Source organism: Marinomonas sp. BSi20584 (genome assembly GCF_002792415.1).
Classification (GTDB): Bacteria; Pseudomonadota; Gammaproteobacteria; order Pseudomonadales; family Marinomonadaceae; genus Marinomonas; species Marinomonas polaris.
Genome location: NZ_KZ454868.1, coordinates 36,334 through 51,061, shown reverse-complemented (window position 1 = coordinate 51,061; position 14,728 = coordinate 36,334). Strand labels below are relative to the sequence as shown.

Sequence of the window (14,728 nt, the reverse complement as noted above, 5' to 3'; positions counted from 1 at the left end):
CGTTAATTTTTTCTTGCGAATTGGTGAGCTTATAAGTTGTTTGAAGCTCACCAATTGTTTTGTTTTTTTTGCTCTCTTTTTTTCGTTCGCTTCTTTATTAACTTATTCCTGCTATCCCATCCCATATTAGTTTTATTCCTGTAAAGAAAAGAAAGCTGTACATGACCTTGAAGAATAATGCGGTAGATATTTTGTAGTGTAACCAAGCACCAAGTTGCACGCCTAAAAAAGCTACCGGTGTGAAGCAAAGTGACAGAAGTATATTTGAACTATTAAGTTGCCCAAGCATCCCGTATGGGATGAGTTTTACATAGTTGATGGCGGTGAAAATAACGGCTGCAGTCGCTACGTATTGTGTCTTATCTAGATTTGCCCTAAGTAAATAAACGCTCATTGGTGGCCCGCCAGCGTGAGCAATAAAGCTTGTAAAGCCGCCAAGTGCACACCAGAATTTTCCTGCAAGAGTACTAAGCGGTTTTTGTTGTGCTGTCCGGCTCTTTTTTGGCCATGAGTTTAGGGTGAAGCCTACCGCAATAATACCTACCATTATTTTCAACCATTCTGCCGAAAACCATGATGCAGTGAGTCCGCCAATAACAACGCCTATTATGGCGGCTGGAATGCATTTGATGAGTTGCTCTGTATTCCATTTTTTCCAGAACTTTTGCACTGTAAATATGTCCATGATGCACAGAATGGGTAGCATGATAGCAGCTGCAAGCATAGGTGAAGTTTGCAGTGAAATAAGCGGAACGGCGAGAATGCCAAATGCACCAGAAAAACCACCTTTAGATATGCCTGTAATGAAAACGGCAATGGCAATGAGTGAAATGAAGAGCCAGTCCATATGAGTCCTTTGCTGTGTGATTGTTATTGTGGATTGGGAAGTTGGTTTATTATGAATTATTGGTGCTTGTTTCAAAAGGCTTCTGTATTAGAATTGTCAGAAATAAAACGACCGTGTGGTTGGTGTTTGCTCTATTTTGAGTGGAAAAAGGATTGATAGGTAATGCGAATAGAAAAAGATGTTTATGGTGAAGAGGCGATGGAAAATCTAGGTGAGGTTTTTTCATCGGTGTTGAAGTCAGGTGCAGTTGTATACTTAGAAGGCGATCTTGGAATGGGTAAAACGACTCTAGTAAGGGGGGTTTTACGTGGTTTGGGATATGAAGGGCCAGTAAAAAGCCCAACCTACACTATTGTTGAACCTTATGAATTATCTGATGTTGAGGCTTTTCATTTTGATTTGTATCGAGTGGCGGATGCAGAAGAGCTTGAGTTTATGGGGATTCGCGATTATTTTTCTGATGGAAGTTTGTGTTTAATTGAGTGGGCTGAGATGGGGCGTGGTGTTTTGCCTGAGGCGGATTTACTTGTCTCGCTGAGCTTAATTAGACAAGGTCGTCACGTGTCTTTAGAGGCGCATACAGAAAAGGGTAATGCGGCTCTAAACGTTTTGAAGAGCGCTATAACTTCTTGATGTATAGAAGACTTTACTATAAGTAAGATTGAGATCCATTTAATCAGCAGTTATAGTGTGTCAGATATACTAGCTAGCTGTCTGATATGCATACTAAATTTCATACTTATCTTTTTATTTTTATTAATTTAATCCTGTCTTTGGCGACCTGTAGCGTTTTAGCTGCGGAGGTTCGAGATATTCGCGTTGCTCAGCAAGAGGGGGTGACGCGTTTGGTGTTTGAGCTTTCTGAGGCTGCGGAGCATCGAATTTTCCCTCTTTCAAATCCTGATCGCATTGTTTTAGATATTAGTGGCGTAGATCTGAATGCCTCCGTTGTAAATGGGTTGTCGGCTCTAACTTCTGATGTATTGATGCGCGTGCGCTATGCTCGTCGAGATTCTGGTGTTCGTTTTGTGCTTGATTTGGGTCAGGCTGCAAAGGCTAAAAGCACCGTATTGGCAGCAAATGGTACTTATGGCCCCAGAATACTGGTTGAGCTTGAGTATGGCGTAAGAAAGCCAGCCACGATTGTTAAAAGTTTGGCGAATTTATCTAAAGAGAAGCGCGATATTGTGATTGCAATTGATCCAGGCCACGGTGGTAAAGACCCTGGTGCCTTAGGTCAATATAATGTGCGAGAAAAAGACATTGTGCTCTCTATCGGCAAAGAGTTGGCAAGCCGGATTAATGCTGTAGACGGCTTTAAGGCTGTCTTGACGCGTTCAACAGATACCTATCTTCAGCTTCGAGATCGTTCGCGGGTTGCTCGTGATGCTAATGCGGATTTGATGATTTCTATTCATGCGGATGCGTTTACCAAGTCGAGTGCAAGAGGTGCTTCTGTTTGGGCGTTGTCATTAAGTGGCAAAAGCTCCGAAATGGGGCGTTGGTTAGCGCAGCAAGAAAATTCTGCCGACCTAGTGGGCGGTATTTCACTGGATGATAAGGATCAGCTGCTTGCTGAGGTTCTATTGGATATGTCGATGAACTCTACTATTCAAATGAGTTTGAATATAGGTAAGAGTGTTTTAGGTGAAATGAAGGGGGTTGCTGTTTTGCACAAAGACAGTGTTCAGCAGGCTGGTTTTGTCGTGCTGAAATCGCCAGATATACCTTCTATATTGATTGAGACCGGATTTGTTTCGAATAAAACTGAAGCTAAAAATTTGTCGAGTAAAACTTATCGTGTGAAATTAGCGGACTCTATATCGAGGGGGGTGGTTGAATATTTTACTAAAAATGCCCCAGATGGAACCTTAGTTAATTGGAAGCAAAAGAAAAATTCTGATTATGTTTATACGGTTAGTAAGGGTGATACCTTGTCCGAAATTGCTCGTCGTAACCAGGTGTCTTTGCCCGTTTTGCGACAAGCAAATAGTTTGAGTAATGATGTTATTTGGATTGGTCAGAAGCTTGTTATTCCTGCTGGATAAAATCATATTTGAGTCTCTGCGTTTTTTAAAGAGGCTGTTTTCACATTAAAGGTCGTTCATGCAAAGAATTAATCTTTTATCTCCACGTTTAGCCAACCAAATTGCCGCGGGAGAAGTGGTTGAGCGACCAGCTTCTGTTGTTAAGGAATTGCTTGAAAATAGCCTTGATGCTGGCGCTTCTCAGCTTGATATAGATGTTGAGCAGGGCGGTGTAAGGCGTATCAAAATTCGTGATAACGGCACCGGTATCATGAAAGACGATTTGTCTTTGGCTTTAAGTCGTCACGCAACGAGTAAAATTATTACATTGGATGATTTAGAAGCTGTGCGCACGCTGGGGTTTCGTGGTGAGGCACTGGCCAGTATTAGTTCTGTTTCAAGGATGCATCTTACTTCTCAGGCTGAAAACGAAGTGGAAGCTTGGCGTGTTGAAGCGGAAGGGAAAGATATGGCGACTGCCATTCGGCCTGCATCTCATCCGCAAGGTACGACCATTGAGGTGCGAGATTTATTTTTTAATACCCCAGCTCGCCGGAAATTCCTTCGTACTGAAAAAACAGAATTTGTTCACTTGGAAGAAGTGGTAAAGCGTCTGGCGCTGAGTCGTTATGAGACTGGCTTTCGTCTCAGTCATAACGGTAAGCAGGTTTACGATCTTCGTCCTGTTACTGACCAGCTTCATGCCGAGCATAGATTAGCGACTCTGTTGGGTAAAAAGTTTATCGAAAACTCTCTGACGCTAGATGTTGAAGCGGCTGGGTTGCGTCTATGGGGTTGGATTGGTTTACCGACGTTTTCTCGTTCTCAGGCGGATCTACAATATTTCTTTGTGAATGGTCGAGTCGTTAAAGACAAATTAGTCGCTCACGCTGTACGCCAAGCTTATCGTGATGTTTTATACAATGGCCGTCACCCTACTTTTGTACTGTATCTTGAATTGGATCCGTCGACGGTTGATGTGAATGTTCATCCTACTAAACACGAAGTGCGCTTCCGAGATGGGCGTTTGGTACATGATTTCTTATTTAGTCGAATTCATAAAGCGATTGCAGATGTACGGCCTGAGTCTGATGCGGCTCCGACAGGGATGAATAATTCGACGAGCAGTGAACCGGTTGGTTATGGTGCGACGAACATAACAGAACAATCTGCTTTGCCGTTGTCTAATCGTTCTGCGTCTTCTTCGATGGACTGGATGCGATCTACGTCAAATTCGTTAGGTTCTTCAGAAGTACGTGGACAGCTTGATGGCATGAGTCGTTTGTCTGGTTATGCGCAAGAGTACGTATCTAAAACTGAAGAGGTTGATCCTGAAACGGGCGAAGTAAGAGAGATTTCACCTCCTAGCGCTTTAGGGCAAAGTGAAAGTCCGTTTGTTAGGCCTGAAGGGGATTACCAAGCGGTTCCGCCTTTGGGTTTTGCTGTGGCTCAGTTGCACGGCGTGTATATTCTTTCTGAGAGTGAACAGGGGCTTATTTTAGTTGATATGCATGCAGCCCATGAGCGAATTGTTTATGAGCGCATGAAAGCGGCATTTTATCAGAAAAATATTTCATCTCAGCCTTTGTTGGTGCCTATTAATATTGCGGTGTCGCAAAGTGAGGCGGATCTCGTTGAAGAGAGCGGTGAGGTTTTTGAAGCTTTCGGTTTCCGTGTAGAAAGAACGGGACTAGAAAGTGCCATGGTTCGCGAAGTTCCCGTTATACTCATTCGAGGTGATGTAGAAGGTCTTGTTCGTGATGTGATTAGTGATCTGTCTGCAAACGGTGTGTCAGATCTTATGGAGTCTCGGGCGAATGAATTGATGGCGTCAATGGCGTGCCATGGTGCTGTTCGTGCAAATCGTAAGCTTACGATTGCGGAGATGAACAGTCTTCTTCGTGATATGGAAGTTACTGAGCGGAGTGGGCAGTGTAATCATGGTCGACCGACTTGGGCACATTTGAGTATGTCCGATTTAGATAAACTCTTCTTGAGAGGGCGTTAATATGGCAAAGCCACACGTTGTTTGTTTGATGGGGCCAACGGCTTCAGGAAAAACTGGCCTGGCCGTTGAGTTAGCTGAGCATCACGATTTTGAAATTATCAGTGTTGATTCCGCTCTTGTTTACAAGGGAATGGATATTGGTACGGCAAAACCTGACGCTGAGTTGCTGGCTAGGGCTCCTCATCGGTTGATTGATATTATTGATCCGCTCGAGTCTTACTCGGCGGCTGATTTTGTATTGGATGCGGTTAAGCAGTCGCAAGAGATTCTTGCCAAAGGTAAAACGCCACTGTTAGTTGGCGGTACGATGATGTATTTCAATGCTTTGCAAAAAGGTTTGGCGGAAATGCCGCAAGCCGATGCGGAGCTTAGGGCCTTAATTGAAGCCGAGGCGGCTGAAAAGGGTTGGGTTGCTATGCATGAACAATTGCAAGCCTTCGATCCTGAGGCGGCGTCTCGCATCCATCCGAATGACCCGCAGCGTTTGCAGCGCGCTATTGAGGTGTATCGGTTGACCGGCAAAACCATGACTCATTTCTGGGCGCAGCAAGAAACTGTTTCTTTGCCATTTGAAATGATCAATATGGCAGTGATGCCTAAAGAGCGCAGTGTGCTGCATGAACGAATTGAGCAGCGTTTTTACGACATGATGGATCAAGGTTTTTTAGCTGAAGTGGAGGGGTTTTATCATCGTGGTGATTTGACGATTGATATGCCCTCTATGCGTTGTGTTGGTTATCGGCAGCTATGGCAATATTTAGACGGTGTTGATTTGCTAGATGATGCTATCTTTAAAGGTGTGGTTGCCTCTCGTCAATTGGCAAAAAGGCAGCTTACTTGGTTGAGAGGGTGGGAGGATTTGATGATTTTTGATAGTTTGTCGAAAGATCTTGTGCCTGAAGCCTTGAATTACATAGAAAGCAGGATTATATAGGGGAAATGGATAAAAATTTGGTGTAGTATCTACAGTATTGTTTTATCAATAATTAATTTAATATTTTTGCTTGTTTAAGGAGATTACAATGTCAAAAGGGCAATCATTACAAGACCCTTATCTAAATATTCTACGTAAAGAAAGAGTGCCAGTATCTATCTTTCTTGTAAATGGAATTAAGCTTCAAGGTCAAATCGAATCATTCGATCAGTTTGTGATTCTATTGAAAAATACTGTTAGTCAAATGGTTTATAAACATGCCATTTCTACAGTTGTGCCTTCCCGTACAATTCGCATCCCGTCTCCTGATCAGCCGGAAGATGACGCTGAATAGTTTGTCTGTAATAAGACAAGCAGAGGAATACTAGATTGTTTTTTGAACGTCCAGATAGTGGTGAAATAGCTGTATTGGTCCATATAGATTTTAACGATCAAAGTGAATCTTATGGGCCGGAAGAGTTTGTTGAGCTTGCTATTTCGGCTGGCGCTGACCCTGTTGCTGTTGTTTCAGGGACTCGCCAGCGTCCAGATGCTAGATACTTTATTGGTACTGGCAAGCTAGCAGAAATTAAAGATATTGTTGATCGAGAAGAGGCGCAAGTCGTTCTTTTTGATCATGCATTATCTCCCTCCCAAGAGCGTAATTTAGAAAGTGTTTTGCAATGTCGTGTACTTGATCGTACAGGGCTTATACTTGATATTTTTGCTCAACGTGCGCGTACCCATGAAGGTAAGTTGCAGGTAGAGTTAGCTCAATTGCAGCATATGTCGACACGTCTTATTCGTGGTTGGACGCACTTAGAACGCCAAAAAGGCGGTATAGGTATGCGTGGGCCTGGTGAGACGCAGCTTGAGACTGACCGTCGGTTACTTAGAGAGCGTATCAAGGCTATTCAGAAAAGATTAGCGAAAGTGGGTTCTCAGCGTGATCAGAATCGTCGATCTCGTGATCGATCTTCTGTGCCAACAGTTTCATTGGTTGGTTATACTAACGCTGGTAAATCTACTTTATTTAATCGTGCGACTGGTGCTGACGTTTATGCGGCTGATCAGTTGTTCGCAACGCTCGATCCAACTTTGAGACGTCTAGATATAGAGCAGATTGGCTCCATAGTGTTGGCTGATACGGTTGGTTTTATTCGTCAATTGCCTCACCGTTTGATTAAGGCATTTCAGGCGACATTGAAAGAGTCGTCTGAGGCAGATTTATTGCTGCATATAGTAGATGCGGCTGATATTTCTCGTGATGAGAATATGAAGCATGTTGACTCTGTATTGGAAGAGATTGGCGCTAACGAAGTGCTAACTTTGACTGTATTTAACAAAATAGATGTATTGCCGACAGCAGAACCTAGAATTGATAGGGATGCTAACGGGAACCCTATTCGAGTTTGGTTGTCTGCTCGTGATGGTCAAGGTATTGATTTACTTAAGCAGGCTATCGCAGAGCTGTTGGCGGAAGATGTCTTTAATGAAACGCTTTGTTTGTCGAGCAAGTATGGGCGTTTAAGGGCCATGTTGTTCGAGCATGGGGCTGTAAAGTCTGAGCGCTTTGATGAAGCGGGTCGTTTTGTTCTTGATGTCAAGTTGCCTAAAAAAGATTACTTGCAGATTTTGGCTCGCGCTGGCATGTCTGAGGATCAGATAGAGGCCGTGTAAGTTATACAGGATTATCATTAAAATAAAGTGGAGACGTAGTATGGCCTGGAATGAACCGGGTAATAACGACAATGACCCATGGAATCCAGATAAAAACCGTAATAATGGTGCTGGGCGCCCAGATGGAGATCGTGAGAAAGAGACTAGCAATGACCCTTGGGGTCGTAAGCCTGGAGGTAAGGAGCAAGGTCCTCCAGACTTGGATGAAGCTTTTCAGAAGTTGATGGGGATGCTTGGGGTTAAGAAAACTCGCAAATCCGGCGGTTCTAATGGTGGTGATTCCGGTATGTCTGGCAAATTTGGCGGTGGCATAATTGCCCTTGTTCTGATTGCTTTGCTTGCTTTGTGGGCAGCTACGGGTATTTATCAGGTGGATCAGCAGGAGCGAGGTGTTGTGCTTCGTTTGGGTAAATACCACTCTACTGTTATGCCGGGCCTTCATTGGAATCCGCCGATGATAGATTCTGTTAGCAAGGTGAATGTGACTAAGGTTCGTTCGCATGATCACAAAGCACTAATGTTGACAGTTGATGATGCCATTGTTGAAGTGGGTGTTTCTGTTCAATATTCTGTTCAAGACCCAAAGGATTTCTTGCTTAATGTTCGTAATCCTGAAGAGTCTCTTGCTCAGGTGACAGAAAGTGCGCTTCGTCATGTGGTTGGTAGTTCTGAAATGGATCAAATCTTAACTGAAGGTCGTGAGTTGTTGGCGACAGAAGTTAAGGCGCGTATTCAGGATTACAGTGATGCTTATGGTACTGGCTTGTTGATTTCGAAAGTAAACGTTGAAAATACTCAGGCGCCGACTCAGGTGCAAGAGGCATTTGATGATGTTATTAAGGCGAAAGAAGATGAGTTGAGAGTGCGTAACGAAGCTGAGTCTTATGCAAATGGTATTATTCCTGAGGCTCGTGGTCGTGCTCAACGTATTAGAGAGGAGGCTGAGGCTTACCGATCTGAGATAGTTGCTCGTGCTAGTGGTCAAGCTGATCGTTTTGATCGATTGTATCGTGAGTATACTAAGGCGCCAGATGTAACTCGTCGTCGTTTGTATATCGAGACAATGGAATCTGTTTATAAAGATGTGAACAAGGTTGTTGTTGATACTAAAGGAGGGAATAACATGCTGTATTTACCTTTAGATCAGTTAATGAAGCAGCGTGCGGAATCATCTAAAGGTACTGGATCAGTGAATTCAGGTAATATTGGGGCGTTAACAGATCAAGTTCTTGATGAGATACGTAAGCGCCAAAGTGCAACAGTTCGTAGAGAGGGCAGAAACTAATGAAAGGCTTTTCTTTTTCAGTTTTATTTGTTGTTCTTCTTGGTGTGCTGATTGCTTCCCAGACGCTTTTTGTTGTCAATGAGACAGAGCGTGCAGTGGTGCTTAAGTTTGGTGAAATTGTTCAGGATGATGTTAAGCCTGGCATTCACTTTAAACTTCCGATCATGAATGAAGTTAAGAAGTTTGATGCTCGAATTTTAACAATGGATTCACGTCCTCAGCGTTACTTGACGTTGGAGAAAAAGGCTGTTGTTGTAGATTCTTATGTTAAATGGAAGATAGATTCTGTTTCTAAGTTTTATCAGGCGACGTCTGGTGATGAATTTGTTGCAAATCGCGTATTGTCTTCTCGTGTGGACACTGGACTTAGAAATAAGTTTGGTGAACGAACTATGCATGAGGTTGTCTCTGGGGAGCGTGATCAGTTGATGACTGAGCTACGTGATGACTTGAATAAGGTCGCTCAGAGCGAATTGGGTATCTCTATTGTGGATATTCGAGTTAAGCGAATTGATTTGCCACCAGATGTTAGTGAATCTGTTTACCAGCGTATGAGAACTGAGCGTGAGCGTGAAGCTCGTGAGCATAGGTCGAAAGGTTTAGAGCTTGCTGAAGGTATTCGTGCTGACGCTGATCGTCAGCAAGTTGTACTAGAAGCTGAAGCGCAACGTGATGCTGAAATGATTCGTGGTGATGGTGATGCTAAAGCAGCAGCCATTTACTCTAAGGTTTATAAGCAAGATCCTGAGTTTTACGAGTTTTATCGTAGTCTTCAGGCATACCGTGAAAGCTTCAGCGGTAGCAATGATTTGTTTGTACTTGAGCCTGATAGCGAATTCTTTAAGTATCTGAATAGCTCAACTAGCCGTAGTGCTAAATAGAGTAGATATTCATCAATAATCGTGCATGAAGCCTATTTGTTAAAATGGGAAACATGGTACTATTACACAAACCGGGCCAAGCCCGGTTTTTTAATGGTCAAAATAAAGAGAATCTATGCAGGAATTGTTGCAGTCGCTGCTGGTTGGCGTCAGCCTTTTATTGATCGCCGAAGGTGTTTTGCCTTTTCTCGCTCCAAATATATGGAGAGAAATAATGGTGAAAGCTATCGCGAGCTCGGATTGGAATTTGCGTATTCTGGGCGCGGTTAGTATGTTTCTTGGATTAATGCTTCTTTTGCTGACTCGAAGCTAAGAGGATAATTTAATGACATTAGCAGATCGCTGGTTACTTCCTGAGGGCGTTGACGAGGCGTTGCCTGAGCAGGCCGCTAAGATCGAGCACCTTAGAAGAACTCTGCTTAATCTCCATGAGAGTTGGGGATATCAATTAGTAATACCTCCTCTTTTAGAGTATCTGGATTCCCTTCTTACGGGTGCTGGCTCAGACCTAGAAATTGAAACATTTAAAGTAATTGACCAGTTATCAGGTCGACTTTTAGGTATTCGTGCCGATTTTACATCCCAGGTTGCTCGTATTGATGCTCACTGTCTTAAAGATGATGGTGTGCAGCGTTTGAGTTATTGCGGTAGTGTATTGAGAACAATGCCTGCGGGCTTAGATGGTACTCGTAGCCCTATTCAATTGGGCGCAGAAATTTATGGTCATGGCGGCGTAGAAAGTGATGTTGAAGTTTTGTCTTTGATGTTGCAAACCTTGTCTGTGGCCGGTTTGTCTAACCTTGTTCTTGATCTTGGGCATGTTGATGTTGTTAGTGGTGTGCTTGCTGCTTGTAATCTTAATGCGGATCAAGAAAGTAAATTAATTGAGCTTTACAAGGCAAAAGATTTGCCCGAGCTTGATCGATATGCTGAAGAGCTTGGTTTTCTGAGTGATATTCAAAAGCAATGGCTGGTTGGTTTGCCGCGTTTGTGTGGTGGTAAAGAAGTATTAAAACATGCGACAGATTTGCTTGGTGATGTGAATGAATCAATTCGTGATGCGATTGTATTATTGCAGAAAGTGAGTGATTTCATCTGTAAGCGCTTCCCTCAGGTTGGCCTACATTTCGATCTGAGTGATTTGGTTTCTTATAGTTATCATACGGGTGTGATCTTTGCGGCTTACGTTCCTGGTCATGGTAATGCTATTGCTCGTGGCGGGCGTTATAACAATATTGGGCAAGTGTTTGGTCGGTCTCGTCCGGCTACGGGTTTTAGTACGGATGTAAAGGCCTTGGTTGCTTTGACTGATATTGTGGTCAATAAGCCAAAAACTGTTCTGTCGCCAATTTGCTCAAGTGATGAGCTTTGGCAGAAAGCAAATTCCTTACGTACTGAGGGATATCGAGTGGTAGAGGTCTTGGATGATATTTACGCTGGAGATGCTGATTTTAAGCTGGAATTTGTTGATGAAGCTTGGCAGTTAATGCCGGTTCATAACTAGACTTTTCTTTAAGAACTATCTAAATGAGACCTGAAATTATGGGTAAAAATGTTGTTATTCTAGGCACTCAATGGGGCGATGAAGGTAAAGGCAAGGTTGTAGACCTACTTACTGAAGATGTTGCTGCAGTTGTACGTTTTCAAGGTGGTCATAATGCGGGCCACACCTTGGTTATTGATGGCAAGAAGACGGTTTTGCATTTGATACCTTCTGGTATTTTGCGTGAAGGTGTTCAATGCATTATCGGTAATGGTGTTGTGTTGTCTCCTGCAGCGTTGAAGGCTGAAGTGCTTGAACTGCTTGAGCAAGGTGTTCCAGCAGTTGATCGCTTGAAAATTAGCGCGGCTTGTCCTCTGATTCTTCCTTACCATATTGCTATTGATCAGGCTCGTGAGCTTGCTAGAGGTGAGAAGAAAATTGGTACAACTGGCCGTGGTATTGGGCCAGCTTATGAAGATAAAGTAGCACGACGAGCAATTCGCGTTGGTGATTTATTGGATTCTGAGCGTTTCGCGTCTAAGCTTAAAGAAGTGCTTGAGTATTATAACTTTGTCCTTACTCAGTATCACAAAGTTGAGCCTATCTCTTTTGATGAGGTTTATGCTTCTGGTTTAGAAATGGCAGAATTTCTACGTCCTATGGTGGCTGATACTATTACTTTGTTGCATGACTTGCGTAAAGCGGGTGCGAACATCATGTTTGAGGGTGCGCAAGGTTCATTATTAGATGTCGATCACGGTACTTATCCTTATGTGACGTCTTCAAATACAACGGCCGGTGGTGCTCCAGCGGGTACTGGTTTTGGTCCTTTGTACTTGGATTATGTGCTTGGCATCACGAAAGCCTATACCACCCGTGTTGGCTCTGGTCCTTTCCCAACAGAGCTTTTTGACGAAGATGGTGAGCGTTTAGGTCGTCGTGGTCATGAGTTTGGTGCTACTACTGGTCGTTCGCGTCGTTGTGGTTGGTTTGATTCGGTTGCTTTGCGTCATGCGGTTCAGATTAACTCGGTTTCTGGCATCTGTCTGACTAAATTGGACGTGCTTGATGGTTCTTCTGTCATTAAAGTTTGTGTTTCTTATGCAGATGAAAATGGCAACCCTGTCGCTGGTTCTTTGGTTGATAGTGAAGGGTATGAAAAGGCTAAGCCGGTCTATGTTGAGTTACCTGGTTGGACTGAATCTACGGTAGGTGCTGAAAATTTTGAAGCTTTGCCAAAAAATGCTCAAGATTATATTCGCTTCCTAGAAGAGCAGGTTGGTGTGCCGGTTGATATTATTTCTACTGGGCCAGATCGTAATGAGACAATTGTGATTCGCGATCCTTTTAAACAATAAGTCTAAATTGCTGGATGTATTGTTAAAAAAAGCCGCTTAGTTGCGGCTTTTTTGTTTTTATGGATAGCTAAGTTCATCATATTAGTATTCTTTGTAAATAGAGTGAAAAGAGGGGGAGGAGTTTGTCTGGCGCTAAGGTAATATTTACAATTGAATTTTAGGCGATATAAGTGCCTGCTAAATAATGAAAAAATGAGAGGGAATATTTATGGTTAAGTTATTGCTTGCTGATGATGATGCTCGTTTATCGGATTTAATCAAAGAGTACTTTGATGGCGAGGGTTATGAAGTAGCGCATGCTTGGAATGGTCGTGAGGCATTAGAGCTTATGGCAGCAGACATGCCTGATATTATTATTCTCGATGTAATGATGCCTGAATTAGACGGTTTCGAAACGTTAAAACAGATCCGTAATAAAAGCTCGGTGCCGGTTATTATGTTGACGGCAAAGGGTGACGATATAGATCGTATTCTTGGTTTAGAAATGGGGGCTGATGATTATTTGTCTAAGCCTTTTAATCCGCGTGAATTGTTGGCCCGAATTAAAGCGATTTTGCGTCGAGCTAGCCAAGAGCGTGAGGATGATCCAACAGCAGATATAGATCTTTCTGGTGTTTTATTGCGTCGCAAAGATCGTACTGTGTATCTGGAAGGTGAGTTAGTAGAGTTGACGACATCTGAATATACTTTGCTAGAGTGTATGTTGATGGCGCCAGGTCAGGTACTCACGAAGCAAGAGCTTTCTGAAAAGGCCCTTGGTCGTAAATTAACCATGTACGATCGAAGTTTAGATATGCACATTAGTAATTTACGTAAAAAAATTGGCAATTTAGAAAATGGCGATCCACGAATCAAAACAGTTCGCGGTGTAGGCTATATTTTTGTGTCAAATGAGCAGGGTGCATAGTCTTCTATGAAAAATACTTTTCTACGTGTGTTTCTGGTGGTGTTACTGTCCAATATTGTTGTTGTTAGTATTGGTTTGGCGATGGTTCAGTTTATCCAGAAGCGCAATCAGGTATCAGCTGATTTACTGGGAGATGTCGGTGTTCAGTTGGTGGCTGGGTATGAAAAGTTTGGTATTACTTCATTGCAGGAGGAAACTAAAAAGGCAGAGAAGCGATTGTCCGGAACTATTTATTTGTATCAGGAGAATGGTCGCCCTCTGTTAAAGCCTTTGCCTCGTAATTTTAAGGAGCAAAATACGCCAAGCGTTACTACTCGGCCAGCAGCGGATTTTTTACATAGCCAATTCATTCAGGTTATTGGTGGGAATAATGTTCAGTATCTGCTTATTTTTAAGCCGAATCCTGAAATTAGCTCTCTTGCACCTGAGGCAGTTGTTGGCTTCTCTTTGTTGGGTTTGTTTGTTTCGAGTGGGGTATTGGCGTATTGGTTGCTGGGGCCTTTGCTTAAGTTGCAGCGAGTTGCTCGTTCCTTTGGTCAGGGTGACATGACGGCTAGGGTCGAAAATAAGTTGGCTCGAAGAAGTGATGCTGTTGGTAAATTGGCGCGAGAGTTTAATGAGATGGCGGTCAGGATTGATACGCTACTCTCGTCGAAAGAGAGGTTGATGCGTGATGTTTCTCATGAGTTAAGGACGCCGCTGGCAAGGATTGAAGTAGCACTGACTATAGCGGAAGATAAATATGCAACAGAGGCTCAGAAAGGGTATTTGAGTCGTATTCGTACTGAGCTTCATGAGCTTGATGAGTTGATTGGTCAGGTTCTTACCTTGAGTCGGTTGGAGGCTGCTTCTCTAATAAAAGAGGAGATGGATCTTCAAGAATGGTTAAGTGAAATTGTTGCGGATGTAAGTTTTGAGAGTCAGTTAAAGGGAATTTCCGTTTCTAAAATTGGGCGTGCACCAAAAACAATATTGGGGGATCCTCTACAGTTGCGTCATGCAATCGAAAATGTGCTTCGTAATGCCTGCTTTTATGCGGGTTGTAATGGAGTTATTGAGGTCGAAACTCAAGAAAAAGCCGGAACGGCTTTTATCTATGTGCGTGATAATGGTCCGGGTGTTTCCGATGATAAGTTAGAAAAGATTTTTCACGCTTTTTATCGCTCTTCTGAAGCAAGAGAGGCGAATAGTGGTGGATTTGGTGTTGGCCTTACTATTTCGCAACGTATTATTCGTGCTCATAAGGGGCAGATAATGGCGAGAAATCGGGAGGAAGGTGGTCTTGAGGTGTGTTTTCAGCTGCCTATTGCTTGATTTTTGATCTTTTGGTTTTTTTAAT

Annotated in this window: 14 protein-coding genes; 13 read left to right on the top strand and 1 reads right to left on the bottom strand. The window is 43.1% G+C overall.

Annotated elements, in window-relative coordinates; translation table 11 throughout:
• Positions 1–97: 97 nt before the first annotated feature.
• Positions 98–847 carry a sulfite exporter TauE/SafE family protein gene (locus TY87_RS00265; protein WP_100185565.1) on the bottom strand — a complete coding sequence of 250 codons (750 nt, stop codon included), beginning with the start codon at positions 845–847 and terminating at the stop codon, positions 98–100.
• Positions 848–1,009: 162 nt separating this feature from the next.
• Between TY87_RS00265 and tsaE the strand changes: the two genes are divergently transcribed.
• From tsaE to TY87_RS00200, 13 genes are all read left to right on the top strand, one after another.
• On the top strand, positions 1,010–1,480 hold the full coding sequence (tsaE, locus tag TY87_RS00260) for a tRNA (adenosine(37)-N6)-threonylcarbamoyltransferase complex ATPase subunit type 1 TsaE (protein WP_100185564.1): 471 nt from the start codon (positions 1,010–1,012) through the stop codon (positions 1,478–1,480).
• An 86-nt stretch (positions 1,481–1,566) separates the two neighbouring features.
• Positions 1,567–2,895, top strand: a complete 1,329-nt coding sequence (locus TY87_RS00255) for an N-acetylmuramoyl-L-alanine amidase (RefSeq protein WP_100185563.1) — start codon at positions 1,567–1,569, stop codon at positions 2,893–2,895.
• 58 nt (positions 2,896–2,953) lie between these two features.
• A complete protein-coding gene (gene mutL, locus TY87_RS00250) occupies positions 2,954–4,882 on the top strand; it encodes a DNA mismatch repair endonuclease MutL (RefSeq protein WP_100185562.1) in 1,929 nt (642 codons plus the stop codon).
• Position 4,883: 1 nt separating this feature from the next.
• The gene (miaA, locus tag TY87_RS00245; RefSeq protein ID WP_100185561.1) at positions 4,884–5,816 is read left to right on the top strand and encodes a tRNA (adenosine(37)-N6)-dimethylallyltransferase MiaA; all 933 of its coding nucleotides are present in this window, start codon (positions 4,884–4,886) and stop codon (positions 5,814–5,816) included.
• 88 nt (positions 5,817–5,904) lie between these two features.
• On the top strand, positions 5,905–6,150 hold the full coding sequence (gene hfq, locus TY87_RS00240) for an RNA chaperone Hfq (RefSeq protein ID WP_012070321.1): 246 nt from the start codon (positions 5,905–5,907) through the stop codon (positions 6,148–6,150).
• A 35-nt stretch (positions 6,151–6,185) separates the two neighbouring features.
• Positions 6,186–7,475 (top strand): ribosome rescue GTPase HflX, encoded by a 1,290-nt coding sequence (gene hflX, locus TY87_RS00235; protein ID WP_100185560.1) that lies wholly within the window; start codon positions 6,186–6,188, stop codon positions 7,473–7,475.
• A 40-nt stretch (positions 7,476–7,515) separates the two neighbouring features.
• Positions 7,516–8,760 carry an FtsH protease activity modulator HflK gene (gene hflK / locus TY87_RS00230; protein WP_100185559.1) on the top strand — a complete coding sequence of 415 codons (1,245 nt, stop codon included), beginning with the start codon at positions 7,516–7,518 and terminating at the stop codon, positions 8,758–8,760.
• Positions 8,760–9,641, top strand: coding sequence for a protease modulator HflC (hflC, locus tag TY87_RS00225; RefSeq protein ID WP_100185558.1), 882 nt, complete (start codon positions 8,760–8,762; stop codon positions 9,639–9,641). The genes hflK and hflC overlap by 1 nt, the downstream gene beginning before the upstream one ends.
• A 115-nt stretch (positions 9,642–9,756) precedes the next feature.
• Positions 9,757–9,954: a DUF2065 family protein gene (locus TY87_RS00220; protein WP_012070317.1), complete on the top strand. Its 198-nt coding sequence runs from the start codon at positions 9,757–9,759 to the stop codon at positions 9,952–9,954.
• Between the two features lie 12 nt (positions 9,955–9,966).
• Positions 9,967–11,145: an ATP phosphoribosyltransferase regulatory subunit gene (locus TY87_RS00215; RefSeq protein WP_100185557.1), complete on the top strand. Its 1,179-nt coding sequence runs from the start codon at positions 9,967–9,969 to the stop codon at positions 11,143–11,145.
• Between the two features lie 38 nt (positions 11,146–11,183).
• A complete protein-coding gene (locus tag TY87_RS00210) occupies positions 11,184–12,482 on the top strand; it encodes an adenylosuccinate synthase (protein ID WP_100185740.1) in 1,299 nt (432 codons plus the stop codon).
• Positions 12,483–12,690: 208 nt separating this feature from the next.
• Entirely contained in the window at positions 12,691–13,389 is a 699-nt protein-coding gene (locus tag TY87_RS00205; RefSeq protein ID WP_072840568.1) for a response regulator transcription factor, read from the top strand.
• 6 nt (positions 13,390–13,395) lie between these two features.
• Positions 13,396–14,703 carry a sensor histidine kinase gene (locus TY87_RS00200; protein ID WP_100185556.1) on the top strand — a complete coding sequence of 436 codons (1,308 nt, stop codon included), beginning with the start codon at positions 13,396–13,398 and terminating at the stop codon, positions 14,701–14,703.
• Positions 14,704–14,728 lie beyond the last annotated feature (25 nt).

Coding starts and splice junctions, on each gene's coding strand:
- miaA (WP_100185561.1), top strand. CDS start 4,884: ATGGCAAAGCCACACGTTGTTTGTTTGATGGGGCCAACGGCTTCAGGA.
- hflC (WP_100185558.1), top strand. CDS start 8,760: ATGAAAGGCTTTTCTTTTTCAGTTTTATTTGTTGTTCTTCTTGGTGTG.
- hfq (WP_012070321.1), top strand. CDS start 5,905: ATGTCAAAAGGGCAATCATTACAAGACCCTTATCTAAATATTCTACGT.
- TY87_RS00265 (WP_100185565.1), bottom strand. CDS start 847: ATGGACTGGCTCTTCATTTCACTCATTGCCATTGCCGTTTTCATTACA.
- TY87_RS00255 (WP_100185563.1), top strand. CDS start 1,567: ATGCATACTAAATTTCATACTTATCTTTTTATTTTTATTAATTTAATC.
- mutL (WP_100185562.1), top strand. CDS start 2,954: ATGCAAAGAATTAATCTTTTATCTCCACGTTTAGCCAACCAAATTGCC.
- tsaE (WP_100185564.1), top strand. CDS start 1,010: ATGCGAATAGAAAAAGATGTTTATGGTGAAGAGGCGATGGAAAATCTA.
- TY87_RS00215 (WP_100185557.1), top strand. CDS start 9,967: ATGACATTAGCAGATCGCTGGTTACTTCCTGAGGGCGTTGACGAGGCG.
- TY87_RS00210 (WP_100185740.1), top strand. CDS start 11,184: ATGGGTAAAAATGTTGTTATTCTAGGCACTCAATGGGGCGATGAAGGT.
- hflK (WP_100185559.1), top strand. CDS start 7,516: ATGGCCTGGAATGAACCGGGTAATAACGACAATGACCCATGGAATCCA.
- TY87_RS00205 (WP_072840568.1), top strand. CDS start 12,691: ATGGTTAAGTTATTGCTTGCTGATGATGATGCTCGTTTATCGGATTTA.
- TY87_RS00220 (WP_012070317.1), top strand. CDS start 9,757: ATGCAGGAATTGTTGCAGTCGCTGCTGGTTGGCGTCAGCCTTTTATTG.
- TY87_RS00200 (WP_100185556.1), top strand. CDS start 13,396: ATGAAAAATACTTTTCTACGTGTGTTTCTGGTGGTGTTACTGTCCAAT.